Raw genomic sequence first — 22,615 nt, 5'->3', positions numbered from 1 at the left:
GCCTACGCTAGCAATGGAAGGGCACTGCGGCGGGCCGGTTCCCCACAGCTCCTACACCACCCCGTGGGACACGACCATTTCCCATTTCCGTCTGATCTGGCTTGAGAAGCGAACTACGCACTTATATCACCAATAACGCCGCATATTTTCGCCATTTTTTGGACTAAAATCGGGAGTTCAGTCTTCAAAGAACGCTTCTTTTCCACGAGTGCGGGTCTTTCGCTGCCCTCAACGCGCGTGCAGAGGTGGTTTATCGAGATGTTCAGTTGACAGGGTTCCAAATCCGGACGGATGAGGTAGGACCCTGATTTGCTTGACCAGCCTTGGCAGAGGAACCGGGTAGAGGATCAGGCGGTTCCCGGCTCCAAGGACTGGTCCGTCAGGGCGTGTCGTATGGCAGTCAGCAGCGGCTCCGGGCTCAGCGGCTTGTGCAGCAACAGGAAGCCGCTGGCGCTCGCCTCCCGGATGCGCGCGGGCGAGGTGTCGCCGGTCAGAAGAATTCCGGGCAGCCGGGCGGCAAAATGCCGCTCCAGCCGTCGGATTGCCTCCGATCCGGTTTCCGTGCCCTTGAGCCGGAAATCGGCGATGACCAAGTCCGGCACCCGGCTCCCCAACCGCTCCACCGCCGTGTCGCCATCGGATGCCGCCACCACATCATAGCCCAATTCGTGGAGGAAGGCGGCGACCCCGTCGAGAACGGCCGTGTCGTCGTCGATCACCACCACCCGCTCGCCGTTGCCGCCGTCGGATACGACCATCTCCTCGTTCTTCGGAAGGGAATCGTCCGGACCGGCCAACGGAACCAGGATCTCGAACATAGATCCCTGCCCTGGTGCCGATTGGACCCGGATCGGGTGATGGAGCAGCGCGGCGAGGCGCTCCACGATGGAGAGCCCCAGCCCCAACCCCTGCCGCCGGTCACGCTCCGGATTGTCGACCTGATGGAACTCCTCGAAGATCGACGTCAACTGGTTCGACGGAATGCCGCGCCCGGTGTCCCAGACCTGAATGCGCAGGTTCGGCCCGGCACGGCGGCAACCCACCAGGATGCGGCCCTGGTCGGTGTATTTGACCGCGTTGGCGATGAAGTTCCGCAGGATACGCTCCAGCAGCTTGGGGTCGCTCTGCACCGACAGGCTGGTCCGAACGCTGTGCAATGTCAGTTCGGCCGCCTCGGCCAAGGGCGATAGCTCGGCGCACAGCGAATCGATCATCGTCTGGACCGGACATGACCGGAGCGTCACCTGGATGATGCCGGCGTCGAGACGCGACACATCCAGGATGTCGTCGAGCATGGCGGTCATGGCGCCCAGCGCGTTGCCCATGCTGACCAGCAGCTTGGCCGCCGCCTCTCCCTGCGGCTGCATCGCCACCAGATGATGGAACATCAGCAGGGCCTGCACCGGCTGACGCAGGTCGTGGCTGGCAGCGGCGAGAAATCGGGTTTTGCTGGCGCTTGCCAGTTCGGCGGCAGCCTTGGCGGCGGCAAGGGCTTCGCGCACGCGCACCTGCTCCGTTACGTCTTCCATCGCCAACAGGATCAGTTGGCCCGCCTGATTGAGCCGGCGGGCGTTCAGCAGCAGGGTGCGGCGTCCCTCGGCACCCTGCTCGCCGACACCCTGACCGATGGTCAGTTCCAGCGCATCGATGACCGTGCCGTCGGGTACGATCCGTTCCAGCGCCCGGTGCAGGGCGGGATCGCCCAGCAGGCCGCCGGCCGTCTCGGCCAGTTGGACGCCGAGCACGCCGTCCGGCGTGGTGGCGAAGGATCGGTGGAAGGCCGCACTCGCGCCGACCACCCGCAGTGTCTCGTCCAGCACCAGCAGCGGTTCGCGGACAGTGTCGACGATGGCCTGGGCGAAATCGCGCTCGGCCCGCGCCGTGCGCAGCACCCCTGCCCGTTCGATGACCAGCCCCAGCACGCTGGCGATGGCCTGGACGAATTCCAGGTCGGCATTGCTGAACCGTCCGGCCTTGCGGCTCAGAACCGCGAGAATGGATGGTCCGCGTGCCTCGCCGCCGAAGGGAACCGCCAGACCGCTGACGAAGTGGCTGCCCGATAGCGCCATGGAGGAGCGGACACGTTGATCGGTGGCGAAATCCTCGACGATCGACGGCTGCCGGGACCGGAACACCCGTCCGACCAGTGTCGACATGTCGCTGGGAATCCTGACGGCAGGCTCCTGTGGAACGGAGAGGCCGGCACTGCCGATCAGGATCAGATCGTCAGCGTCCCCGGTGCGCCGGCCCGACGGATCCTCGCCGGGACCGAGGATGGCGACGCCGTCCGCTCCCAGCCCTTCGGCAATCAGACGGGCCGCTTCCGCCAGTGTCTCCGGCCCTTCCGCTCCGACGAGGTCCTTGTGTCCGAGATCGGCGATCAGCTTGTACTGGCGGGCCTGCAGAGCCATGGCCAGGCTGGTGCGCTTCAGCGGCGTCACGTCGCTGAAGGTGATCACGACCCCCTCCCCCCGGCCATGCTGCGTCCGATAGGGCTGGATGCGGCGAAGGAAGGTCGCATCGTCGTCCGTCGACACTTCGCGTTCCGACGGCATCAGGGATGACAGCACCGACCGGATGTCGGGCAGCAGGCAAGGATCGGAGAAATGTCGGGAGATGTCTGTGACCAGGCGTCCGGCGTCCTGCGGCAGCAGAGCGAACAGCCGGGTCGCCGACGGCGTGAAACGCTTGATCCGCAGCTCCGACGACAGGAAGACCGTGGCGATGTCGGTGCTGCTCAGCAGATTGCTCAGATCGTTGGTGGTCGCCTCCAACTCGTCGACCTTTTCATGCAGCTGGGAGTTCAGCGTGCTGAGTTCCTCGTTGAGGGATTGCAGCTCTTCCTTGGATGTCTCCAACTCCTCGGTGGTCGACTGGTACTCCTCGCCGATCGACAGGACCTCCTCGTTGGCGATCCGCAGCGCCTCGCTGGTGGCGCTGAGTTCTTCGATGGTGTCGTTCAACTCCTCGCGGGTCATGCGCAGTTCGTTTTCGAGCTGTTCGACGCCGTCGATCTCCATCGGCAGCGGCGCGGTCTCGGCGACCGGCGTGCTTGTTGGTACAGCACGGTCCGCCGTGAATGTCACCAGAAGCAAGTCACTGCCGGCCCGCGGGAAACGCACCGGGATAACCAGAACGGTCACCGGCACCACGACGCCGTGACGCTTGTGCCGAATTCCTGAGATTTGAACCCGGCCATGCAAGGCGAGCGCCTGCGTGACGGCGCGGCGGAGCTGCAGGCGCAATTCCCCGCGTGTCATCGCCGTCAGATCCCAGGGCGGTTCTCCCGTCGGCAGGTCGAGGAAATCGCCGGTCGGACCGAAGAGATATTGGATGCGATGAAGCCCGTCGATCAGAACTGCCGGTGGCGCGTATTCAAGCAGCAGGGCCTGTCGGATGATGTCCGCTGGGCTGGTGCCGCGCAAGGGCGTGGGCGGTGTCGGCACCGGGACCACGGACCGCCCGCCTGTCGGCGGGACCGCCATCGCGCTGCTGCGCGTCGCACCGATCTTGCGGTAAAGGCGCCATTTTTTTGAAAGAGGTGCGAACAGGTCGGAGAGCGTGTCGAGGTTCTCCGCCGTACCGAGGAACAGGCCGCCATTATCCAACAAGGCGAAGTGGAACAGGGCGAAGATGGCCTTCTGCACGTCCGGCTCGATATAGATCAGCATGTTGCGGCAACTGATCAGGTCGAGCTTGGAAAAAGGCGGATCGCTGAGCAGATCGTGCTGGGCGAAGGAAACCACATCGCGCAATGGCTTGACGACCTTGTATCCACCTTCGACCTTGGTGAAGAAGCGGCCCAGCCGTTCGACCGACACGTCGACCGTGATGGTTTCGGGATACAGACCGGTGCGGGCGACGGTCAGCGCCCGATTGTCCACGTCGGTTGCGAAGACCCGGAAGCCGGGGGATAAGCCGCTCCGTGCGCAGGCCTCCATCAACAGGATTGCGATGGAGTAAGCCTCTTCACCGGTGGCGCAGGCCGGGACCCAGACGCGGATCGGCTTGCCCGCCGGCTGGTTCCGCACCAGTGGGACGAGGTAGTCTCCGGCCAGGATGTCGAACGCCGGACCATCGCGGAAAAAGCGTGTCACGCTGATCAGGATGTCGCGGGACAGCAGTTCGATTTCGGCCGGGTGGGTGCCCAGAAAGGCCCGGTATTCCGTCATATCGGCGATATGGTGAATCCCCATGCGCCGTTCGATGCGGCGGATCAGCGACCGCGGCTTGTAAGCCTTGTGATCGCGCTTGGTGTGCGCACTCAGCAGATCGAGGATGCCGTCCAGTGCGCCGTCCGGCGCATCGGCTTTCTGAACCGTTGCCGGGCCGATGTAGGGTTGGTGGACGAAATCGACGATGGCACCGGGCATGCGCTCCGGCGGCAGGATATAGTCGGCCATGCCGGTGGCGATGGCGCTGCCCGGCATGCCGTCGAAGTCGGCGGTCGTCGGATCCTGCACGACCACCAGTCCACCGCATTCCTTGATCGAACGCAGTCCATTGGTGCCGTCGGCGCCGGTACCGGACAGCACGACGCAGATCGCCTTCTCCTGCTGGTCGGTCGCCAGTGTGCGGAAGAAGATGTCGATGGGCAGGGTCGCGTCGACAGACTGCCGCGATTCGCGGATGCGCAGTTGGCCGGCCTCCATGGTCGGCAACCGACCCGCCGGAGCGATGTAGATGTGATCGGCCTCCAGCGGAATCCCGTCATGGGCCGTAAGGACCGGCAGCACCGTCACATTTTTCAACAGATCGGCAAGCAATCGTTCATTGTTCGGGATCCGGTGCTGAATCACCACAAAGGCCAAGCCGCTGTCAGCCGGTACCCCTCTAAGCAGGGCCGTTATGGCTTTGAGACCGCCAGCCGAGGCACCGATACCGACGATCGCCAAAGGGCCGGGCCGTATGCGCGTCTGTTCATCCTGATCCATACCGGGAATGTCCTGACAATGACGATCCGTGCCTTCATCCGCCGACATCATGATCGCCTCCTGCCAATAGATGATCCCAGCCAGCGAAACTTTTAACCAAGCCTCGCCGCGGCGGGGTTCATGGCAGGAGAGCATGGGGCTGGCGTACAGACACTAAACAATTAGAGTACTTATAAATTTACCGCATGATCTCAAATAGACAAAAAGTTAAAATAATCACACCCACAACTTCGCGGTAGTTTCGGGCAAATCGCACAATAATCCAAAAGTTAATACGCAAATTATGGCCTGTCAATCAATAATTTTCATAACTTAGTTATTTTTGATATATGTGAGGTTACACAAAAATAGATGTGTTATTCTGCCAAAAAGCGCTACTCGGAACGGGAAAATATTGATTGCGCATCGACGCGATGCAGCGAAGATGTGGCTCATCCACATCTTCTATAACAACAGGTTGGCAGAACCTGTGCCTGGACTTGCGGGATAGCCGGCTGATCTGTCCGGTTGCGGCCAACCGCTTCGCAATGGGCCGGAGGACGTCAAGTCCCGTGCGGTGCGTGTCACGTCGCCGGCTTCACGCGTCCGTCCATGGCCGGCAGGGCGGCAATCCCAACATGCCGTCGGAGAAAATCAGGTCACTCTGCATCCGCAAAGCCGTTGTTGAGGCCCCAGAGGGCGGCCTGCGTGCGGTTCGAGACTTCGATCTTGCGCAGCAAGCTCTTGAGGTGAATCTTGACGGTCGCCTCGGTGATCCGGAGGTGGTTGGCGATCGTCTTGTTGGAGCTGCCATTCTGCAGGCAGCGCAGAACCTGAGCCTCACGCTTGGAAACACCTTTGTGCGGTACCGCCAGATCGGCGGCACCGTTCAGGCGACCGCCGATCAGCAGTGCGGCCAAGGCGCTGGGGAAGACCGTTTCACCGATCATGACAAGCCGCAACGACTGCGCCAGCGCCTCCATGGACATGTCCTTCATCAAGAACCCGTCCGCACCGGCCTGGATGGCCTTCGTCATGATTTCCGCGTCCAGCGTGCCGGTAAGCACCACCACATGCGTGTCCGGACAGGCCTCCTTCAACGACCGGACAAGATCCGCGAAGTCGCCGATGCCGACGGGGTCGATCAGAATGACCTGCGAAGCGTCGCCCTCCTGGACAATCTGAAGCGCCGCCTTGAGAGACGATGTCTCTTTGGCGATGTGAAAGCCCTGCTCCGCGAACATGGCTTTCAAGCCCTGGCGAAACAGATTGTTCGCATCTATCAAGGATACGGAAACAAAAGACATTACCAGATACTCCAAGTTTCTAGGATGATCTGGCAGTCTTGCGCTCAAAATATTGGAATAGCGACCCGCTCTTCGGAGAAGATTTCAGTTCTTGATAAGAGAGAATTTTGAAATTCGTGCTTGAACAAACGAGGAAAGTCCTGGCCCGTCCGGTCACGCCCGGCCAGCGGGCACGGAGTCCGGGATCATGGCGTGCAGAGCTGTCCCCGATGGAATGGAGAAGGGGCGTCATGGACGTCCCTCCGATACGGACCCCGGCGTCAGGGTGTCAGCCATCGCCGGAATTACCGGATATGGAGGCTCCATAACCGCCTGTGCCGCTCCGTCATTGCCGGCACAGGACCAGCGGACATGGCAGGGTTCCCCTGCCGCCGATTGCGCCAGCACGACGCTGGCGAAGCCCAACCGTTCCGCCGCTTGCGCTTCCCGAATGGCTTTGGTGAGCGCATCGATCTGGTCGGCGCAGGGCGGATAAACGAAGCCGTCCGCCCGGACGATCCATCCGGCGTGAGTTTTAAGAATGAAGAAGGCCAGCCTTGTCCGGGAATTCATAAAGCGTCTCCGATGTGGGCCGGTTTGTCGGCAATGGCGGCAGCCATGCCATCCGGATCGAGTCACGCCAGAAAACACCTCGGATTCGCGATCCTCGGCAAAAATGAGCAGGCCTGGGGTGACTTTGGAATAGTTAAAGTGGGGTTCCCAAAGATTTCCACAATGGGATATCCCCGAAATGCGTCAGTGGACATTCAAGATCTTAAGATCGGTTTTGTGTTTCTATTGAGAGAAATCTACCGATAAACGACAATTGAAGCTGTGAGTTTTTTCGAAAGACCTTCAACAGCTCCGCCGCAGGTTATGTCCGCTGCGGCGGGAGGCGGCCGAACGGCCGCCCCGTCATGGTGTGCACGTTTCAGATCAGCGCTTGTTGCCGGGCTTGTTGCCGACGGGCTCCACCTTGACGTCGCTGCGGCGGGCGACGGTTCCCACGGTCTTTTCCTGTTCGGAAGCGGTCTTGGACAGCACGACCTCCCCGACCACGCGGGCTTCCTTGGTAATTTCCGGCGTTTCGGAGGTCGCCGTCAGCTCGACGGTCTTCTCGCCGAACGCAGCCTTCTCCTCGTCGGGGCGGAGAGGACGGTCAACCTTGCGATGTTCCACGCCCACCGCCTCGTCGCGCAGCGTTACGGTCTCCCGAATTGGGGTTTCCGTGATCTCCGACACGGCTTTCAATCCGCCTTTGGCGACCCGGCGCTTGCCGATCTCGACCTCCTCCTTCACCGACTGGAGGGTTTCCTGCTCGACGGTGGCGCCATTGCCCGCCTTCTGGGCCGGCTTCTGCGCTGCCGCAACGGCAGGCAGGGTGTCAGGCAGGTCGATGGCTCCATTCTCGTCGAGGATCGCCTCCGCCGCATCGGCGTCCCGGTCGGCGATGTCGGCAGCGACCAGGATGTGGCCGTGCCGGACGGCCATGCCGTATTGATCGGCCAAGTCCTTTTCAAATCCATGTCCCAGCAGTCCCTGGGCTGCCTCGTCGGCGCTGTCGGCACCGTCGAAGGTCTCGATGTCGACCTCCTGGCAACCTGCCGCGACCAACGCCTGGAACGCATTCCTGGCCGAACCGCTTTCCTTGTAAAGTCCGATGACGATCGTGCTCATGATGGTCTCCAATGGAATTTCGGGTGTTTCGGGTAGTTTGTGTATTTGTTTGTGTAGTTCCGGGCGGGTCAGACCTCGGAGTCCTCTTCCAACGCCGGATCCCGGTCGATCACCACTTCCTGACGGCGCAGCGTGACGGTGTCGGACATCCTGCCGACCGTGGTGCGGCGGGTGATCCGGACCTCCTCCACCAGCTTCAGGCGAACCTCCACCGTCGCCACCTCCTCGATCACCGAGATGACGGTGGTGTCGCCGTCCTGACGGTCGGGGATCGGGCCGTCGACGAACCGTCCGATGGGAACCCGCTCGACCTCCAGTGTTTCCATCGACAGGTCGGCTTCTACCGACTGTTCCCGCTCATGGCTGAAGGTGCTGGCGCGGACGGTCCCGGTGACCTGTCGGCGTTTGCGGACGCCCACCTGCTCTTCGACGGTGAGAAGCGTCTGCGTCTCCTTTTCCGAACCGGTCAACGGAGATCCTCCCGAGATACTGTCATGCGGTTTTGGAGAGTGCCGGCGGCGTCAGGCGCCAGGCCGGGGCGGGCTGTACGCGGTGTCTTGCGACATCCGGGACGCGGCCTGGGCGACGCGGACATTGACCTCGAAGAAGGCCAGCCATCCGCCGAGCAGGTAGCGTTGTCCCGCCGTCATGATGTCCTGCGGGCCGCGGGCCTGGAGCATGCTGCCCAACAGCTCGTTCTGGCGTTCCGCGGCTTGGCCCATGAAGGAGACCGCTTCTGACATGGCCGTTCCGTAGCCTGCCATCAGGGCGCCGCCGAGTGCCGTGGCCCGACCGCCACTCTCGTCGAGCCCGTCTTTGACAGCACGGTCAAATCTTTGTCCGGCGGTCCGGACGGTTTCCGGAAAGCCCTGGTTGCCTGAAGCGCCGGGCAGCTTCGGCGGCCAGGGCCTCGGCTGCTGACCAAGCTCACGGGCAGGTTTCGCTGTGTGCTCCTCGCTGGCGCTGCGGATGCCGGCCTCCTTCGGCGCGTCGTTGCCCGCCGCGGCTTCGTCGCTGGCACTGCGAATGGTGGGGCGATTGGTCGGGCGAATTGTGGATGTGGGATGAGTGCCGTCGTCCATGACGTCTCCATGACTGTTTGGGGTGCGAGAGCTGAAAGGGAGCGCTGTGCTCTACCTCGATGACTTAATCCTATATTATACCGCACCGCAAAATATCAATGCCTTCTAAAATAGAATCTGAAATTAAGAACTATAAATTGCTAAATATAAAGGATATGTTCTTTTGGTATCGCGAAGCTATATTTTACATACGCAAGAATGCCAGGAGATTTTTTGCTATGGATCAATCGTTATGTTTTGCCATTCGGGGCCAATCTGGCGAACGGGCTCTGCCACTTCTTCGCCTGGGAAGACTGCATTTAGCGGCTATATCCTTTTCGAACAATGGATCGGACGAAGGAGCGCTGCATGACCGATAATCCCCGCGACCAACAGGACGCAGAGAGAATGGTCAGGATTGAGGCAGCGCGCGGTGGCCGCTTTGTGGTGGCCGCGGAAACGACCCTGATGCCCATGCTGATCGCCGATCCCACCTCTCGTACGAAGTTCTGCGCATGAGCATCGGTGACGATGGCATCGGCATGGCCGACGAACGACGCACGGGGTCGCTCGGCCTCACCTTGATGGAGTTGCTGGCCGAGCAGGTCAAAGGCGGTCTGGCCGTCGGGTCCGGCGCCGGCACGACCGTTACGGTGTCGATCCCGGCATGACACATCGCTGTCGCCCCACCGAAACGGCCGGAGCGATGCGGTCATGACCTCGGTCTTGCCCCCACATGTCCCGACATCCGAGGTTTTGCGTGGCCTGCTCGCCGAAGCTCCGGCCGAGGGCGTTACATTCGGCTGGCTGCTGGACAGGCTGCACAAGCGCTCCTTCGGCGTCGTTCTTCTGTTGCTGGCACTGATCGGGCTGACTCCGGGAACATCGCCGGTCGTCGGGCTGCTGCTGACCATTCCCGCCCTCCAGATGATCCTCGCGCGGGAGACTCCGGCCTTTCCCAGGACGATCATGTCGCGGCGTTTCTCGACACAGCGCCTGGTCCGTATGGTCGATCGTACCGTGCCGGTGCTGAGGCGCATGGAGACGGTCATACGCCCACGCTGGAAGTTGCCGTTCGAGACGACGACGCGCGTGGTCGGATTGGTCGTCCTCGTGCTGGCAGGCGTCTTCTTCGTTCCCATTCCGCTGAGCAATGTCGTCCCGGCGGTGACGATCATGCTGATCGCCTTGGCCTATCTGGAAGAGGACGGGGTGTTGCTGGCAGTGTCGTTGGCGATGGCCGCCGCCGTTCTCATCGCCACGGCGATCACCGTCTGGCAGTCGGTCGAGGCGGTCCGGTCCATGTTTTTTTGAGCCGTGGCTCACATCGGTCAGGGCCGCGTATGGCTCTGCGGGGGGAAGACCATCCGTCCGGACATGATCGACAATGCTGTTGGACGGGCGTCCCATCCGGCAAAGCGGCGTATGGCAGGTTCTTGCCGCGGGCTTTGGCATGCAAGCCGTTGCTCAATCGCGCCAAATGGAGAGAAGGCAGCCATAAGGGATGCTCAAGAATCATTCAGGTAGAGGGTCCTGTCCAGCGGAGTCAGTCGGCAGCACGACTCAAATAAGCATCAATGTAATTATTTGCTCTTCCCCATTGTAATAAAATTTGCCGACGCCATATTTCGAACCAAATATCCGGAAGGAGATCGCCATGTCGCTCACGCACGGGACGTTGTCGGAGTGGATGGTTTCAGAGCGTGCCGCCTGGGCTTTGTCCGCGCCGAAATGGAAGAACATGGCTTATCTGACACTTGGCGTCTCAGTCGGCTTTCTTGCCGGGTTGCTGTTCTCCAGTTCGGGCGGATAGACAGCTGCTTTCAAGGAAATCCGCCGGACATGAATGGGAGCACCCTCCGATGACCAACGCATTCACCCGCACCACCAGCAGGACCGTAACGTTCGCCCATCCTTTTGCCTTGAGCGGCGTCGACGGGGTGCAACCGGCGGGAAGCTACATCGTGGAGACCGACGAGGAGTTGATCGACTCGCTCTCCTTCCCTGTGTATCGGCGCAGCGCGACCTGGATCCGTCTTCCGCAGTCCAATCGCGGAATGGCCATGGAGCAGACGGTGCTCATCGACCCCGATGAACTGGGCCGGCTCCTGGAGCCGGCGGACAACGGAAATCCCCTGCCCGGATGAACCCCGTTGCGAGGCCCGGGCAAAGCAATGTTCCGCCCATCGCAAAAAGCCGCTCCGCACCGAAGTTTACCGCAGAGGAGATGTCGTCATGCAAACCGTGCAACTGAAACATCGTTCGTCGTCAGTCCATTTCCTGAACGGGAAAATGTTCATTCAGACCGCGTCCGTGCCTTCGGTGCCCCTGAAGATCGGCGATGAGCGTCTACGCCAGCGGGAGCGCGGCACTCCGCTACGCAACTGGGACGATGACGGTGGTGCGCAACCAAAGCAGGGTGCTAAAGAGTGAGTTGACCGTCTGCGTCGGAATTTGGCATCGACTGTGAGGAAGAACGCCACCAGGGACGGCCGGCCATCGTCCCGCGGGGGTGCTCCAGTTGAAATGTAGAAAAGCTCATGGCCGACAAGAGCGCCATCCCCGGCATCCTCAAACGACATCGATCCGGATCGTCAGGATCTGTGGAAGGGCAGCAGCATGAGCGACAAGGCATCCTTCCCAATCGTCGGGATCGGCGCATCCGCTGGCGGGGTGGAGGCCTTGGAGGGGCTGTTCGGTGCCGTTCCCGCCGACAGCGGCATGGCCTTCGTGGTCGTGACGCATCTGTCACCGGAACACGAAAGCCTGCTGGCCGACATCATCGGCCGATGCACGCCCACGCCGGCGCATCAGGCCTGCGACGGGGATTTGGTCGAGGCGAACCGCATCTACACCCTGCAGCCCGGAACCCTGCTGACCATCGACAGCGGCCGGCTGCATGTCCGGCCGGACAGCGCCTCCCGCCGCGAGCGCAACCCGATCGACCTCTTCCTCAGCTCGCTCGCCAGCGACTGCGGTGAAAGAGCGGTCGGCATCATCCTGTCGGGTGGCGGCAGCGACGGCACCCTGGGCGTCAAGGCGATCAAGGAACGGGGCGGCTTCACCATCGCCCAGGGGCATGACGGAATTCCCCGCCATGACGGCATGCCGAACAGCGCCATCGCCACCGGCGTCGTCGACCTTGTCGCGCCGGTGGAAACGATTGCGGCGACGCTGGTGGACTACGCGCGAACCGCCACGTCGCTGGGCGATCTGACGGGTGAGAAGGATGTTCAAGAGGATGCGCGGCTGGAAGCGGCACGCAGGAGCATCACCACCATTCTGCGCAATCAGATCGGGCACGATTTCCAGGGCTACAAGCACAACACTTTCCTCCGCCGTGTCCAACGCAGGATGCAGGCCCTGCGGCTGACGGACATCGACAGCTATGTCGAACACCTGCGTCAGGACCGCACGGAAGCCGCGGCACTGTTTCGCGATCTGCTGATCGGCGTCACCACCTTCTTCCGCGACGGCGAGACCTTCCAGGCGCTGGAGGACCTCGTCATCCCGCATCTGTTCACCGGGAAAAGCGCCGGCGATGCGGTGCGCGTCTGGGTTCCGGGATGCGCCACCGGCGAGGAGGTGTACTCCATCGCCATGCTGCTGTCCGAACATGCGGAAACCCTCCACAGCGTGCCGAAGATCCAGGTCTTCGCCACCGACATCGACGAGCATGCCCTGGAGGTGGCACGCACCGGGCGCTATCCCGCCAATCTGGTGCGGGATGTGCCGGCAGACCGGCTTAAACGCCATTTCACTGAGGACGGCACCAGCTATCTCGTTCGCAAGGAGGTGCGCGACCTGTGCATCTTCTCGGCGCACAGCGTCGTCCGTGACCCGCCCTTTTCACGCATCGACCTGATTTCGTGCCGCAATCTGCTCATTTACCTGGGGATGGGACTTCAGGATCAGGTCATCCCGATGTTCCACTATGCATTGCGCCCCGGCGGCTATCTTTTCCTCGGCGTGGCCGAGACGATCGGGCAGCATCAGACGCTGTTCGTGCCCATGGACAAAAAGCATCGCCTGTTCCGCCGACAGGATGCGGTTTCCGTCACCATTCCCTTCGCCATGGCGGAGCATGGCGGCCGCACCACCCGCGGATCGGCCGAGAACCCCCGTTCGATCCAGTCCAATGCCGCCAATCTGCGTGGGCATGTGGAGGCGCGCGTGCTGGAGCGTTTCGCTCCGGCCCATGTCGTCGTCAACCAGAACGGCGAGGTGGTCTATTATTCCGCCAACACCGGCAAGTATCTTCAGGCGCCTCCCGGCGCTCCGAACCGCCAGCTTCTGGCGATGGCCCGCAAGGGACTGCGGCTCGATCTTCGCGGCGCCCTGCACGAGGCGATGCAGACCCACAAGCCGGTAACCCGCAAACACCTGGCGGTGGAGGTGGACGATCGTGTCCAAGTGCTCGATCTGACGATCGAGCCGTTCGACCGCGAAGGGGAACCCTTTTCCCTGGTCCTGTTTTCCGATGTCGGAGGCCCAAGTCCCGCGGAGGAGATCTACGGCAAGGAGCGTCACTGGGGCCAGGATCCCGTTGCGGTGGAGCAGCTGGAACGTGAACTGCGCGATACCAAGGAGCGTCTCCAGAGCACGATCGAAGAGTATGAAACCTCATTGGAGGAACTGAAGTCCGCCAACGAGGAACTCATCTCGGTCAACGAGGAACTGCAATCGACCAATGAAGAGCTGGAAACGGCCAAGGAGGAAACGCAGTCGGTCAATGAAGAGCTTCACGCCGTCAACATCGAACTCAACGGCAAGGTCGAGGAACTCGATCAGTCCAACAACGATCTCCAGAATCTGTTCAACAGCACCCAGATCGGGATCATTTTCCTGGACCGATCCCTGCTGATCCGGAGTTTCACGCCGGCGGTCACCCGGATTTTCAATCTGATCGCGAGCGACCGCGGCCGTCCGCTGACCGATATCGTCAGCCATCTCGATCAGGTCGATCTGGATCGGGATCTGAGACATGCGCTTACCGACCCGGCGACCGTGGAAAAGGCGGTTCGGTCCAGGGACGGGACCAGGCACTACATGATGCGCATCCTGCCTTACCGGAAAGCCCGCAACGATCTGGAAGGCTTGTTGTTGACCTTCGTGGACGTGACGTCGCTCAAGGAGGCCGAGGAGCAGCAGCGCCAGCTCATCGGTGAACTTGACCACCGCGTCAAGAACATGCTGGCCGTCGTCACCGCCTTGGCCCAGCAGACGCTGAAGGCGATTGCCGAGGCACCGGAATGCACGGCGTTTCTCGGCCGCCTGCAGGCGATCGCCAGCACCTACGATCTGCTGACCCGTGACGGTTGGGGGAATATCCCCCTCAGCGACGTCGTGCTCAATGAAGTGAAGCCTTATGCCACCAGCGAAGGACGCTTCGCCGTTGACGGACCTGCCGTTCAACTCCGGCCCAAGGCCGCGTTGGCGCTCGGCATGGTGATCCACGAGTTGGTGACCAACGCGCTGAAATACGGCGCATTGTCCGTGGCGGACGGGCGCGTCGCCGTGACCTGGGAATTCGGGCAAAGGGATGCCGATGCGGTGCTGCTTGTCCATTGGCGCGAGACGGACGGTCCCCCGGTGTCGCCTCCCACCCATCACGGCTTCGGCTCCAAACTGATCACCCAGCAAATCCGCTACGAACTGCGTGGCGATGTCATGGTGGATTACGCTCCGGCTGGCCTCCAGGCGACGTTCACCGTACCGGTCGCCCAGACGAGGAGCGACGACGAAAGCCCCGCCTCCCTTGAGAATACCCGATGACCGGAAAGCATCTGGAAGGCTGCCGGATCATGATCGTCGAGGACGAATTGTTGATCGCCATGGCATTGGAGGAGATCCTGCAGGATGCGGGAGCGACCATCGTCGGCATGGCCAGCTGCGTGGCGGATGCCTTGGCGCTGATCGAACGGGAAGATTTCGATGCCGCCATCCTGGATGTCCGGCTCGACGATGAGCGGGTGACCGCCGTCGCCGACGCGCTCGAAGCCGGCGCGAAGCCTTTTGTCTTCCACTCGGGATACGGGCCGGAGCTGCTTCCGCAACGACACCGGCACAGACCGCTGCTCCGGAAGCTCTGCGCCCCCGCTGCCATCGTTCGCATGTTGTGCACTGCCATGGCCTGAGCGGGCACCGACGAGCCCATCAAAGTGGAAAATTATAAAAGGCACGGCGCCGGATGGCCGCGTCCACCGTCGATCCAACGATGATGAGGGACAGAACCGACCCATAAGAGGCCGGCAGAGAGTCGGCGTCTTTTGCTGCAATGGGCCTTCCGCCCGGTTCCAGTTATTTCATCGCCTCGTACAGTGCATGGACGACACTGGATGAAAGCGATGGCTTGCGGAGCAGGGGGCGATGACGATGGCTGCTTGGAAGATGTTCCGGACCATATCCCGAATGGAAAACGAATGGAATGCCTCGTTTTTCCAAAGCTTCGGCAACGTCATCGACCGGCTCTTCATCCAATCGGGCGTCCAGAAGCGCAACATCGAAGGGGGCGGCTTCAATCAGCGCAAGAGCGTCCACGGTCGAAGCGGCAAGCCGAACCACACTGGCGCCTGCCTCCAAGACTGCCGCCTCCAATACGACGGTGACGAGGAATTCGTCCTCCACGATGAGGACACGACGGTCGTTCAGCAGCTTTTCGGACATCCGCCGCTCCCTTTAATCAGGCGTCCCGTAGACCATATGCCTTTGGCCTTCGCTGTACAGTTGGACAAAAGCAATGGCTATGCACGCTGATGGGAGTCGGCTTTCTCATAATGGTGGCGTAAACATATGAAAATGCTATAAAAAGTGGTATCCCCGATTTGGGAAAGGAAAAATATCCCAGCTCCTGCAATTTGGCGTTGGCCCACGTGCCGGTTCCGAAGAAAGTTTGGCCCTGCCATTCCAACCCAGCAATGATTGGATGGACTTGCCCGGAGAAAATGAAGGGCCTCCATCTATAGCCCGAGGGACTGGGAGGTTTGGCATGGGTAACGGTCAACGGCGCAAGGGGACCAAAGAGTTCAAGCAAGAAGCCGTTCGGCTGATCGCGACGAGTTGTCAGACCCTCCCAACTCAGAACGTCGAGGCCCGCGTCGGCTGCAAGGTCTTCAACATCATGACCGGCCTCGGGATGCCAGTTTCCCGCAGGGTCGCCTGAACGCCAACTTCCCAGGATGGAGCCCGTCGACGCCCTGAGTGCCGCATCACCGTCGTGGAGCGATGTAGTGGAAGAACACCCGTTTGACGATCTCCACGAGGACCAGATAGGTGACGACGGCGGCCACCAGGAACAGGTAGAAGGAGGCTGGAGGAACCACGAAGCCGAAGAAGGATGCCAGCGCCGTCAGCGGCAGCAGCGCGCCGACGGCGGCAGCTCCCAGCGACAACCCGGCCAGGATTGCGTTGGGTCGGCTGAGCCAGGGGCTGCGGCGGGTGCGGATCACGAAGATGACCAGCACCTGGGTGGCAAGGCTCTCGACGAACCATCCGGTCTGGAAGAGCGCCTCATCGGCGTTGAACAGGTGAAGCAAGGCGTAGAAGGTCAGGAAATCGAACAGAGAGCTGACTGGACCCAGCACCAGCATGAAGCGCTGGATCAGCCGCAGATCCCACTGCACCGGCAGGGCCAACGCCTCCGTCTCCACGGTGTCGAGCGGAACGCCGGCCTCCGACGCATCGTAGAGCAGGTTGTTGAGCAGCACCTGGGTCGGCAGCATCGGCAGGCCTGCCGATGCTGCCGACCCAGGTGCTGCTCAACAACCTGCTCTACGATGCGTCGGAGGCCGGCGTTCCGCTCGACAACGTGGAGGCGGAGGCGTTGGCCCTGCCGGTGCAGTGGGATCTGCGGCTGATCCAGCGCTTCATGCTGGTGTTGGGTCCAGTCAGCTCGCTGTTCGACTTCCTGACCTTTTACGCCTTGCTTCACCTGTTCAACGCCGATGAGGCGCTCTTCCAGACCGGATGGTTCGTGGAGAGTCTTGCCACCCAGGTGCTGGTCATCTTCGTGATCCGCACCCGCCGCAGCCCATGGCTCAGCCGACCCAACGCAATACTGGCCGGGTTGTCGCTGGGAGCTGCCGCCGTCGGCGCGCTGCTGCCGCTGACCCCGCTGGCATCCTTCTTCGGCTTCGTGGTGCCGCCGACATCCTTCTATCTGTTCTTGGTAGCCGCCGTCGTCACCTATCTCGTCCTCGTGGAGATCATCAAGCAGGTGTTCTTCCGTTATGTCGCTCCACGACAGTGATGTGGAACTCAGGGCGTCGAGAAGGGCTCCATCCTGAAAAGTCGGCGTTCAGACGACCCTGCGCGAGACTGGCATCCCGAGGCCGGTCATGATGTTGAAAACCTTGCCGCTGCGGGCCTCGACCTTCTGTGTCGGGAGGGTTCGGCCACTCGTCGCGATCAGTCGAACGGCTTATCGCTTGAACTTTTCCGTCACCTTACGCCGTTGACCGTTACCCGTGCCAAAACTCCTAGCCCCTCAGGCTAAAGATGGAGGCCCTTCATTTTCTCCGGGCAAGTCCATCCAATCATGGCTGGGTTGGAATGGCAGGGCCAAACTTTCGTCGGAACCGGCACACCGGACAACGCAAAATTGTCGGCTTTGAAATATTTTTCTTTTCTCAGATCGAAAGCGCCACCAATTATAGTGCTGGCAGTTATTATTGCCAATATCAGAAAAGAGATCTCCATCGGCGCGCGGGTCCATAGCTTTTGCCCGGCAACACATCGGCGACCACTGGCATATCTTCTGGAGAAACCCCAAAACAGGAGGGCTGCGGATGTCTGGAAGGCTGCTGAACGACCGTCGTGTCCTCATCGTTGAGGACGAGTTCCTCGTTACCGTCGTATTGGAGGCGGCAGTCTTGGAGGCAGGCGCCAGTGTGGTTCGGCTTGCCGCTTCGACCGTGGACGCTCTCGCTCTGATCGAAGCCGAAACCTTCCATGTTGCGCTTCTGGATGCCAGATTGGACGAAGAACCGGTCACCTCCGTTGCCGAGGCTCTGGACGCACGGGGCATCCCCTTTGTTTTTCACTCGGGATATGGCCCCGAGCATCTGCCAAGCTCCCACTGTCATCGCCCCCTGCTCCGTAAGCCGTCGCTTTCGTCCACTGTCGTACAAGCGCTGCATGAGGCGATGAAATGATTGGAACCGAAGGATCGTCCACAATGCAGCGAAAGCTGCCGAGTTCCTCAGACAGTCACCGTTGCCTGACGCGATTGGCTACATCCCTTCGGCCAAATCGACCAGAAGTGAAGGCATATCGTCGATGTGGAGGATGTGGTCCGGGTGATCGTCACGCAGGGCGCTGAGCGGCATCGAGGGTGCTTCGGCTTCGTGAGGTTGCTGAACGATGATAAGGCCGCCCTGCGCCTTGATGGCTCTGGCGCCTGCCGTTGCGTCGAAATCCCCGCCGGTCAGCACGACCCCGACCGTTCTCGCCCCGTATGTCGCTGCCGCAGACTCGAAAAGCGGGTCCGCTGCCGGGCGGGTGTGGCGGACCTTAGGGCCGCGATCAAGGTGAATGGCCCCCGGCTGCAGCCGCATGTGGAGATCGGGCGGCGCAACGTAGATCCGACCGCGTTCGATGGGCTGGCCATGAACGGGATGATAGGCAGGGATGGGGCCGGCTCGGCTCAGGAGATGAGGCAGAAGACTGGGACGGTTGGTACCGATGTGGACGACGACAAAAAGGGTCGCTGCCAAGTCGGCAGGAAGTTGGCTGACCAGTCGCTGGAGCGCCTGAACGCCACCAGCGGACGCCGCAACGACAACAATGTCCCGAGACTGCCGATCCATGCCGGACTCTTATCGTTCAGTTCTGTCCATCACCGCCGGATCAACAGCGGACGCGACCATCCGGCACCATCGCCTTCAGAAATTTCCCACCTTGCCCGGTTCACCGCTCCCCGTTCAGCCGATGGCAGCGTACAGCATGCGGACGATGGCAGCGGGATTGGACGGCTTGCGAAGCAACGGCCGGTGACGGTGCCGTGACGGCAGATGCTCCGGTCCATATCCCGAGTGGAAGACGAAGGGCTTTGCGCCGGCTTCGAGCGCGTCGGCGATGGCGGTCACCCGCTCATCATCGAGGCGGGCATCCAGCACGGCGGCGTCGAAGTCTTCCCGCTCGATCAGCGCCAGAGCATCCGCCACGCAGCCGGCCATGCCGACTATCGTGGCTCCCGCGTCCTGCAGAATTTCCTCCAGCATCATGGCGATCAGCAGTTCGTCCTCGACGATCACGATCCGGCAGCCGTCCAGACGCTTTGCAGTCACCGGGCGCTCTCAGGGAAGTCGGGAGCGTCGTCGTCGCTCCTCAGTTGGGCAATCGGTACGGTGAAGGTCGCCTCAAGGCCGGTCGGACGGTAATCGACCGTGGCGTCGCCACGCAGTTCGTAGCGGATCTGCTGGGTGATCAGCTTGGAGCCGAAGCCATGATGGGAGGGCGGCGACAGCACCGGGCCGTCCGTCTCGCGCCAATGGACAAGCAGTGCCGCATCGGCATCCTTCTCCCCGATCTCCCAGGTCACGACGACGCGACCCTCGGCCACCGACAATGCGCCGTATTTGACGGCGTTGGTCACCAGCTCGTGGATCACCATACCGAGCGCCAGAGCGGCCTTGGGCCGGAGCTGAACGGCGGGTCCTTCAACGACGAACCGTCCTTCGCTGCCGGCATAGGGTTTCGCCTCGTTGAGCACGATGTCATTCAGGGGAATATTCCCCCAACGGTCACGGGTCAGCAGATCGTAGGTGCTGGCAACCGCCTGCAGGCGCCCGAGAAACGCGGTACATTCCGGAGCCTTGGCGATCGTCTTCAGCGTCTGCTGGGCCAAGGCGATCACAACGGCGAGCATGTTCTTGACCCGATGGTCGAGTTCGCCGATCAGCTGGCGCTGCTGCTCCTCGGCCTCCTTGAGTGACGTTACGTCCACAAAGGTCAACAACAGGCCTTCCAGATCGTTGCGGGCGTTCCGGTACGGCAGGATGCGCATGATGTAGTGCTTGGTGCCGTCCCGGGAGCGGACCGCCTTTTCCACCGGCTCCGTCCCCGCAAGGGCTTGGCCGAGGTCGTGGTCAAGATCCAATTGATCGAGATGACTGACGATATCGGTCAGCGGGCGGCCGCGGTCGCTCGCGATCAAATTGAAAATCCGGGTGACCGCCGGCGTGAAGCTCCGGATCAGCAGGCAGCGGTCCAGGAAGACGATCCCGATCTGGGTGCTGTTGAACAGATTCTGGAGGTCGTTGTTGGACTGATCCAGCTCCTCGACCTTGCTGTTGAGCTCGATGTTGACGGCGTGGAGCTCTTCGTTGACGGACTGCGTTTCCTCCTTGGCCGTTTCCAGCTCTTCGTTGGTCGATTGCAGCTCCTCATTGACCGAGATGAGCTCCTCGTTGGCGGACTTCAACTCCTCCAGGGAGGTCTCGTATTCTTCAATCGTGCTCTGAAGACGTTCCTTGGTGTCGCGAAGTTCACGCTCCAACTGCTCGACCACAACGGGATCCTGACCCCACTGACTTTCCTTGCCGTAAATCTCCTCCGGCGGACTGGGGCGGCCGACGTCGGAAAACAGAACCAGGAAGAAGGCCTCCCCCTCTCGGTCGAACGGTTCGATCGTCAGATCCAGCACTTGGACGCGATCGTCCACCTCCACCGCAAGGTGCTTGCGGGTCACCGGCTTGTGGGTCTGCATCGCCTCGTGCACGGCGCCGCGCAGATCCAGCCGCAGCCCCTTACGGGCCATCGCCAGAAGCTGGCGGTTCGGGGCGCCGGGAGGCGCCTGAAGGTACTTGCCGGTGTTGGCGGAATAATAGACCACCTCACCGTTCTGGTTGACGACGATGTGGGCCGGGGCGAAACGCTCCAGAACGCGCGCCTCCACATGCCCGCGCAGGTTGGCGGCATTGGACTGGATGGAGCGGGGCGTCTCAGCCCCTCCACGAACCGAGCGGCCGCCATGCTCCGCCAAGGCGAAGGGGATTGTCACCGAAGCGGTGTCCTGCCGGCGGAACAGACGGTGCTTCTTGTCGATGGGCACAAACAGGGCCTGATGCTGCCCGATCGTCTCGGCCACGCCGAGGAACAGATAGCTGCTGGGTCGCAACGCATAGTGGAACATGGGGATGACCTGATCCTGAAGCTCCACCCCCAGGTAGATGAGCAGGTTGCGGCAGGAAATTAGGTCGATGCGCGAAAACGGCGGGTCGCGGACAAGGCTGTGCGCCGAGAAGATGCACAGGTCGCGCACCTCCTTGCGGACGACATAGCTGGTGCCGTCTTCGATGAAATGGCGTTTGAGCCGGTCAGCCGGGACATCCCGCACCAGACTGGCGGGATAGCGCCCGGTACGGGCCACCTCGAGGGCATGCTCGTCGATGTCGGTGGCAAAGACCTGGATCTTCGGTACGGAGTGGAGGGATTCCGCATATTCCGACAGCAGCATGGCGATGGAATACACCTCCTCGCCGGTGGCGCAGCCGGGAACCCAGACGCGCACTGCATCGCCGGTGCTCTTCCCGGCGAACAGATGCGGGATGACGAGCTCCTCCAGCGCCTGGAAGGTCTCGCCATCGCGGAAGAAGGTGGTGACGCCGATCAACAGGTCGCGAAACAGCGCCGCGGCTTCGGTGCGATCCTCGCGCAGATAGCCGACATAGCTGTCGATGTCCGTCAGCCGCAGGGCCTGCATCCTGCGTTGGACCCGGCGCAGAAAGGTGTTGTGCTTGTAGCCGCGGAAGTCGTGTCCGACTTGGTTGCGCAGGATCGTGGTGATGCTTCGGCGCGCCGCCTCCAGCCGCGCATCCTCACGCACCTCCTTCTCGCTCGTCAGGTCGCCCAGCGGCGTGGCGGTTCGCGTGTAGTCCACCAGCGTCGCCGCCATCGTCTCCACCGGCGCGACAAGGTCGACGACGCCGGTGGCGATGGCGCTGTTCGGCATTCCGTCATGGCGGTGGATGCCGTCATGGCCCTGCGCAATGGTGAAGCCGCCCCGCTCCTTGATCGCCTTGACGCCCAGGGTGCCGTCGCTGCCGCTGCCCGACAGGATGATGCCGACGGCCCTTTCACCCCGGTCGCTGGCTAGGGAATTGAGGAAGAGGTCGATCGGGTTGCGGTCGCGATGGGCGGCATTGTCCGGCCGGACACGCAACCGGCCGCCTTCGATCGTCAGCAGGGTTCCGGATTGCAGGGTGTAGATGTGGTCGGGTTCGACCAAATCCCCGTCAACGGCTTGGCGTGCCGGTGTGGGGGTACACCGACCGATGATGTCCGCCAGAAGGCTTTCATGCTGCGGCGCCAGATGGGTGACGACCACGAAGGCCATGCCGCTGTCGGCGGGCAAGGTACGGAACAGTCCCTCCAAGGCCTCCACCCCTCCAGCGGACGCGCCGATTCCGACGATCGGGAAGGATGCCTTGTCGTTCATGCTGCTGCCCTTCCGCGGCTCCCGAAGGACCGAACCGAATTCATTTGAGGATACCGCTGATGGCGTATTCGCTGACAGTGCATTTCTCGATATTTCAACTGAGACGATCCACGGTTCGGCAACCCGGCGTCCCCGTCGGCGTTCCATTCTACCGTCGATGCCAAATTTTTACGCCAACGGTCAACTCACTCTTTAGCATCCTCTCGCGGTCGTGCACCACCAGCGTCGTCCCAGTTGCGG

General features: G+C 61.8%; 22 protein-coding genes. 12 read left to right on the top strand and 10 right to left on the bottom strand.

The genetic code is table 11. The features are described 5' to 3' along the window. Positions 1-347: 347 nt before the first annotated feature. The gene (locus CRT60_RS03770) at positions 348-4,985 is read right to left on the bottom strand and encodes a chemotaxis protein CheB (RefSeq protein ID WP_098735096.1); all 4,638 of its coding nucleotides are present in this window, start codon (positions 4,983-4,985) and stop codon (positions 348-350) included. Between the two features lie 587 nt (positions 4,986-5,572). Next, entirely contained in the window at positions 5,573-6,220 is a 648-nt protein-coding gene (locus CRT60_RS03765) for a LuxR C-terminal-related transcriptional regulator (RefSeq protein ID WP_098735095.1), read from the bottom strand. Positions 6,221-6,571: 351 nt separating this feature from the next. On the opposite strand from CRT60_RS03765, the gene CRT60_RS36110 reads away from it, so the two are divergent. Further along, the gene (locus CRT60_RS36110; protein ID WP_161957972.1) at positions 6,572-7,018 is read left to right on the top strand and encodes a hypothetical protein; all 447 of its coding nucleotides are present in this window, start codon (positions 6,572-6,574) and stop codon (positions 7,016-7,018) included. 117 nt (positions 7,019-7,135) lie between these two features. Here CRT60_RS36110 and CRT60_RS03755 read toward each other — a convergent pair whose 3' ends face one another. The 3 genes from CRT60_RS03755 to CRT60_RS03745 form a co-directional block, all read right to left on the bottom strand. Continuing rightward, the gene (locus CRT60_RS03755; protein ID WP_098735143.1) at positions 7,136-7,876 is read right to left on the bottom strand and encodes a YsnF/AvaK domain-containing protein; all 741 of its coding nucleotides are present in this window, start codon (positions 7,874-7,876) and stop codon (positions 7,136-7,138) included. 68 nt (positions 7,877-7,944) lie between these two features. Next, a complete protein-coding gene (locus tag CRT60_RS03750) occupies positions 7,945-8,346 on the bottom strand; it encodes a YsnF/AvaK domain-containing protein (protein ID WP_098735093.1) in 402 nt (133 codons plus the stop codon). Positions 8,347-8,397: 51 nt separating this feature from the next. Then, a complete protein-coding gene (locus CRT60_RS03745; protein ID WP_098735092.1) occupies positions 8,398-8,958 on the bottom strand; it encodes a hypothetical protein in 561 nt (186 codons plus the stop codon). Positions 8,959-9,306: 348 nt separating this feature from the next. Here CRT60_RS03745 and CRT60_RS36105 point away from each other — a divergent pair, with 348 nt between their 5' ends. The 8 genes from CRT60_RS36105 (at position 9,307) to CRT60_RS03715 (ending at position 15,074) form a co-directional block, all read left to right on the top strand. Beyond that, positions 9,307-9,456 (top strand): hypothetical protein, encoded by a 150-nt coding sequence (locus CRT60_RS36105; protein WP_161957971.1) that lies wholly within the window; start codon positions 9,307-9,309, stop codon positions 9,454-9,456. Next, positions 9,453-9,608 carry a hypothetical protein gene (locus CRT60_RS03740; protein WP_244592246.1) on the top strand — a complete coding sequence of 52 codons (156 nt, stop codon included), beginning with the start codon at positions 9,453-9,455 and terminating at the stop codon, positions 9,606-9,608. Before CRT60_RS36105 ends, CRT60_RS03740 begins: the two co-directional genes overlap by 4 nt. Positions 9,609-9,651: 43 nt before the next feature. Next, positions 9,652-10,251: an exopolysaccharide biosynthesis protein gene (locus tag CRT60_RS03735; protein ID WP_244592245.1), complete on the top strand. Its 600-nt coding sequence runs from the start codon at positions 9,652-9,654 to the stop codon at positions 10,249-10,251. Positions 10,252-10,594: 343 nt separating this feature from the next. Then, positions 10,595-10,750 (top strand): hypothetical protein, encoded by a 156-nt coding sequence (locus CRT60_RS36100; RefSeq protein WP_158279295.1) that lies wholly within the window; start codon positions 10,595-10,597, stop codon positions 10,748-10,750. Positions 10,751-10,799: 49 nt separating this feature from the next. Then, positions 10,800-11,084: a hypothetical protein gene (locus CRT60_RS03725; RefSeq protein WP_098735089.1), complete on the top strand. Its 285-nt coding sequence runs from the start codon at positions 10,800-10,802 to the stop codon at positions 11,082-11,084. Between the two features lie 88 nt (positions 11,085-11,172). Further along, positions 11,173-11,370, top strand: a complete 198-nt coding sequence (locus tag CRT60_RS35465) for a hypothetical protein (protein WP_143273071.1) — start codon at positions 11,173-11,175, stop codon at positions 11,368-11,370. A gap of 186 nt (positions 11,371-11,556) precedes the next feature. Then, entirely contained in the window at positions 11,557-14,712 is a 3,156-nt protein-coding gene (locus CRT60_RS03720) for a CheR family methyltransferase (RefSeq protein ID WP_098735088.1), read from the top strand. Next, a complete protein-coding gene (locus CRT60_RS03715; RefSeq protein ID WP_098735087.1) occupies positions 14,709-15,074 on the top strand; it encodes a response regulator in 366 nt (121 codons plus the stop codon). The genes CRT60_RS03720 and CRT60_RS03715 overlap by 4 nt, the downstream gene beginning before the upstream one ends. Positions 15,075-15,237: 163 nt before the next feature. Here CRT60_RS03715 and CRT60_RS03710 read toward each other — a convergent pair whose 3' ends face one another. Then, positions 15,238-15,603, bottom strand: coding sequence for a response regulator (locus CRT60_RS03710; RefSeq protein ID WP_098735086.1), 366 nt, complete (start codon positions 15,601-15,603; stop codon positions 15,238-15,240). A gap of 322 nt (positions 15,604-15,925) precedes the next feature. On the opposite strand from CRT60_RS03710, the gene CRT60_RS36095 reads away from it, so the two are divergent. Beyond that, the gene (locus tag CRT60_RS36095) at positions 15,926-16,099 is read left to right on the top strand and encodes a hypothetical protein (protein WP_161957970.1); all 174 of its coding nucleotides are present in this window, start codon (positions 15,926-15,928) and stop codon (positions 16,097-16,099) included. A gap of 46 nt (positions 16,100-16,145) precedes the next feature. On the opposite strand, the gene CRT60_RS03705 is transcribed toward CRT60_RS36095, so the two are convergent. Next, on the bottom strand, positions 16,146-16,658 hold the full coding sequence (locus CRT60_RS03705) for a cation transporting ATPase C-terminal domain-containing protein (protein WP_244592244.1): 513 nt from the start codon (positions 16,656-16,658) through the stop codon (positions 16,146-16,148). 14 nt (positions 16,659-16,672) lie between these two features. On the opposite strand from CRT60_RS03705, the gene CRT60_RS03700 reads away from it, so the two are divergent. Together CRT60_RS03700 and CRT60_RS03695 are read left to right on the top strand one after the other, a co-directional pair. Beyond that, the gene (locus tag CRT60_RS03700; protein WP_244592243.1) at positions 16,673-17,185 is read left to right on the top strand and encodes a cation transporting ATPase C-terminal domain-containing protein; all 513 of its coding nucleotides are present in this window, start codon (positions 16,673-16,675) and stop codon (positions 17,183-17,185) included. A gap of 538 nt (positions 17,186-17,723) precedes the next feature. Continuing rightward, entirely contained in the window at positions 17,724-18,089 is a 366-nt protein-coding gene (locus tag CRT60_RS03695; RefSeq protein WP_098735085.1) for a response regulator, read from the top strand. Positions 18,090-18,167: 78 nt separating this feature from the next. On the opposite strand, the gene CRT60_RS03690 is transcribed toward CRT60_RS03695, so the two are convergent. From CRT60_RS03690 to CRT60_RS03680, 3 genes are all read right to left on the bottom strand, one after another. Beyond that, on the bottom strand, positions 18,168-18,743 hold the full coding sequence (locus CRT60_RS03690; protein WP_098735084.1) for a chemotaxis protein CheB: 576 nt from the start codon (positions 18,741-18,743) through the stop codon (positions 18,168-18,170). 114 nt (positions 18,744-18,857) lie between these two features. Further along, positions 18,858-19,223 carry a response regulator gene (locus CRT60_RS03685; protein WP_098735083.1) on the bottom strand — a complete coding sequence of 122 codons (366 nt, stop codon included), beginning with the start codon at positions 19,221-19,223 and terminating at the stop codon, positions 18,858-18,860. Further along, complete coding sequence (locus tag CRT60_RS03680) at positions 19,220-22,522, bottom strand: chemotaxis protein CheB (protein ID WP_244592242.1); 3,303 nt, start codon at positions 22,520-22,522, stop codon at positions 19,220-19,222. Before CRT60_RS03680 ends, CRT60_RS03685 begins: the two co-directional genes overlap by 4 nt. Between the last annotated feature and the right edge of the window lie 93 nt (positions 22,523-22,615).

This window comes from Azospirillum palustre (assembly GCF_002573965.1).
GTDB classification, from domain to species: domain Bacteria; phylum Pseudomonadota; class Alphaproteobacteria; order Azospirillales; family Azospirillaceae; genus Azospirillum; species Azospirillum palustre.
This window is presented reverse-complemented; position numbering and strand designations above follow the sequence as displayed.

What these genes read in the sequence shown, in the direction of transcription:
- CRT60_RS03755 (WP_098735143.1), bottom strand. Translation starts at nt 7,876, where the DNA reads ATGAGCACGATCGTCATCGGACTTTACAAGGAAAGCGGTTCGGCCAGG.
- CRT60_RS36105 (WP_161957971.1), top strand. Translation starts at nt 9,307, where the DNA reads ATGACCGATAATCCCCGCGACCAACAGGACGCAGAGAGAATGGTCAGG.
- CRT60_RS03740 (WP_244592246.1), top strand. Translation starts at nt 9,453, where the DNA reads ATGAGCATCGGTGACGATGGCATCGGCATGGCCGACGAACGACGCACG.
- CRT60_RS03705 (WP_244592244.1), bottom strand. Translation starts at nt 16,658, where the DNA reads ATGCTGCCGACCCAGGTGCTGCTCAACAACCTGCTCTACGATGCGTCG.
- CRT60_RS03700 (WP_244592243.1), top strand. Translation starts at nt 16,673, where the DNA reads ATGCTGCCGACCCAGGTGCTGCTCAACAACCTGCTCTACGATGCGTCG.
- CRT60_RS35465 (WP_143273071.1), top strand. Translation starts at nt 11,173, where the DNA reads ATGCAAACCGTGCAACTGAAACATCGTTCGTCGTCAGTCCATTTCCTG.
- CRT60_RS36110 (WP_161957972.1), top strand. Translation starts at nt 6,572, where the DNA reads ATGGCAGGGTTCCCCTGCCGCCGATTGCGCCAGCACGACGCTGGCGAA.
- CRT60_RS03770 (WP_098735096.1), bottom strand. Translation starts at nt 4,985, where the DNA reads ATGATGTCGGCGGATGAAGGCACGGATCGTCATTGTCAGGACATTCCC.
- CRT60_RS03735 (WP_244592245.1), top strand. Translation starts at nt 9,652, where the DNA reads ATGACCTCGGTCTTGCCCCCACATGTCCCGACATCCGAGGTTTTGCGT.
- CRT60_RS03720 (WP_098735088.1), top strand. Translation starts at nt 11,557, where the DNA reads ATGAGCGACAAGGCATCCTTCCCAATCGTCGGGATCGGCGCATCCGCT.
- CRT60_RS36100 (WP_158279295.1), top strand. Translation starts at nt 10,595, where the DNA reads ATGTCGCTCACGCACGGGACGTTGTCGGAGTGGATGGTTTCAGAGCGT.
- CRT60_RS03765 (WP_098735095.1), bottom strand. Translation starts at nt 6,220, where the DNA reads ATGTCTTTTGTTTCCGTATCCTTGATAGATGCGAACAATCTGTTTCGC.
- CRT60_RS36095 (WP_161957970.1), top strand. Translation starts at nt 15,926, where the DNA reads ATGGGTAACGGTCAACGGCGCAAGGGGACCAAAGAGTTCAAGCAAGAA.
- CRT60_RS03745 (WP_098735092.1), bottom strand. Translation starts at nt 8,958, where the DNA reads ATGGACGACGGCACTCATCCCACATCCACAATTCGCCCGACCAATCGC.
- CRT60_RS03690 (WP_098735084.1), bottom strand. Translation starts at nt 18,743, where the DNA reads ATGGATCGGCAGTCTCGGGACATTGTTGTCGTTGCGGCGTCCGCTGGT.
- CRT60_RS03710 (WP_098735086.1), bottom strand. Translation starts at nt 15,603, where the DNA reads ATGTCCGAAAAGCTGCTGAACGACCGTCGTGTCCTCATCGTGGAGGAC.
- CRT60_RS03680 (WP_244592242.1), bottom strand. Translation starts at nt 22,522, where the DNA reads ATGGAACGCCGACGGGGACGCCGGGTTGCCGAACCGTGGATCGTCTCA.
- CRT60_RS03715 (WP_098735087.1), top strand. Translation starts at nt 14,709, where the DNA reads ATGACCGGAAAGCATCTGGAAGGCTGCCGGATCATGATCGTCGAGGAC.
- CRT60_RS03695 (WP_098735085.1), top strand. Translation starts at nt 17,724, where the DNA reads ATGTCTGGAAGGCTGCTGAACGACCGTCGTGTCCTCATCGTTGAGGAC.
- CRT60_RS03725 (WP_098735089.1), top strand. Translation starts at nt 10,800, where the DNA reads ATGACCAACGCATTCACCCGCACCACCAGCAGGACCGTAACGTTCGCC.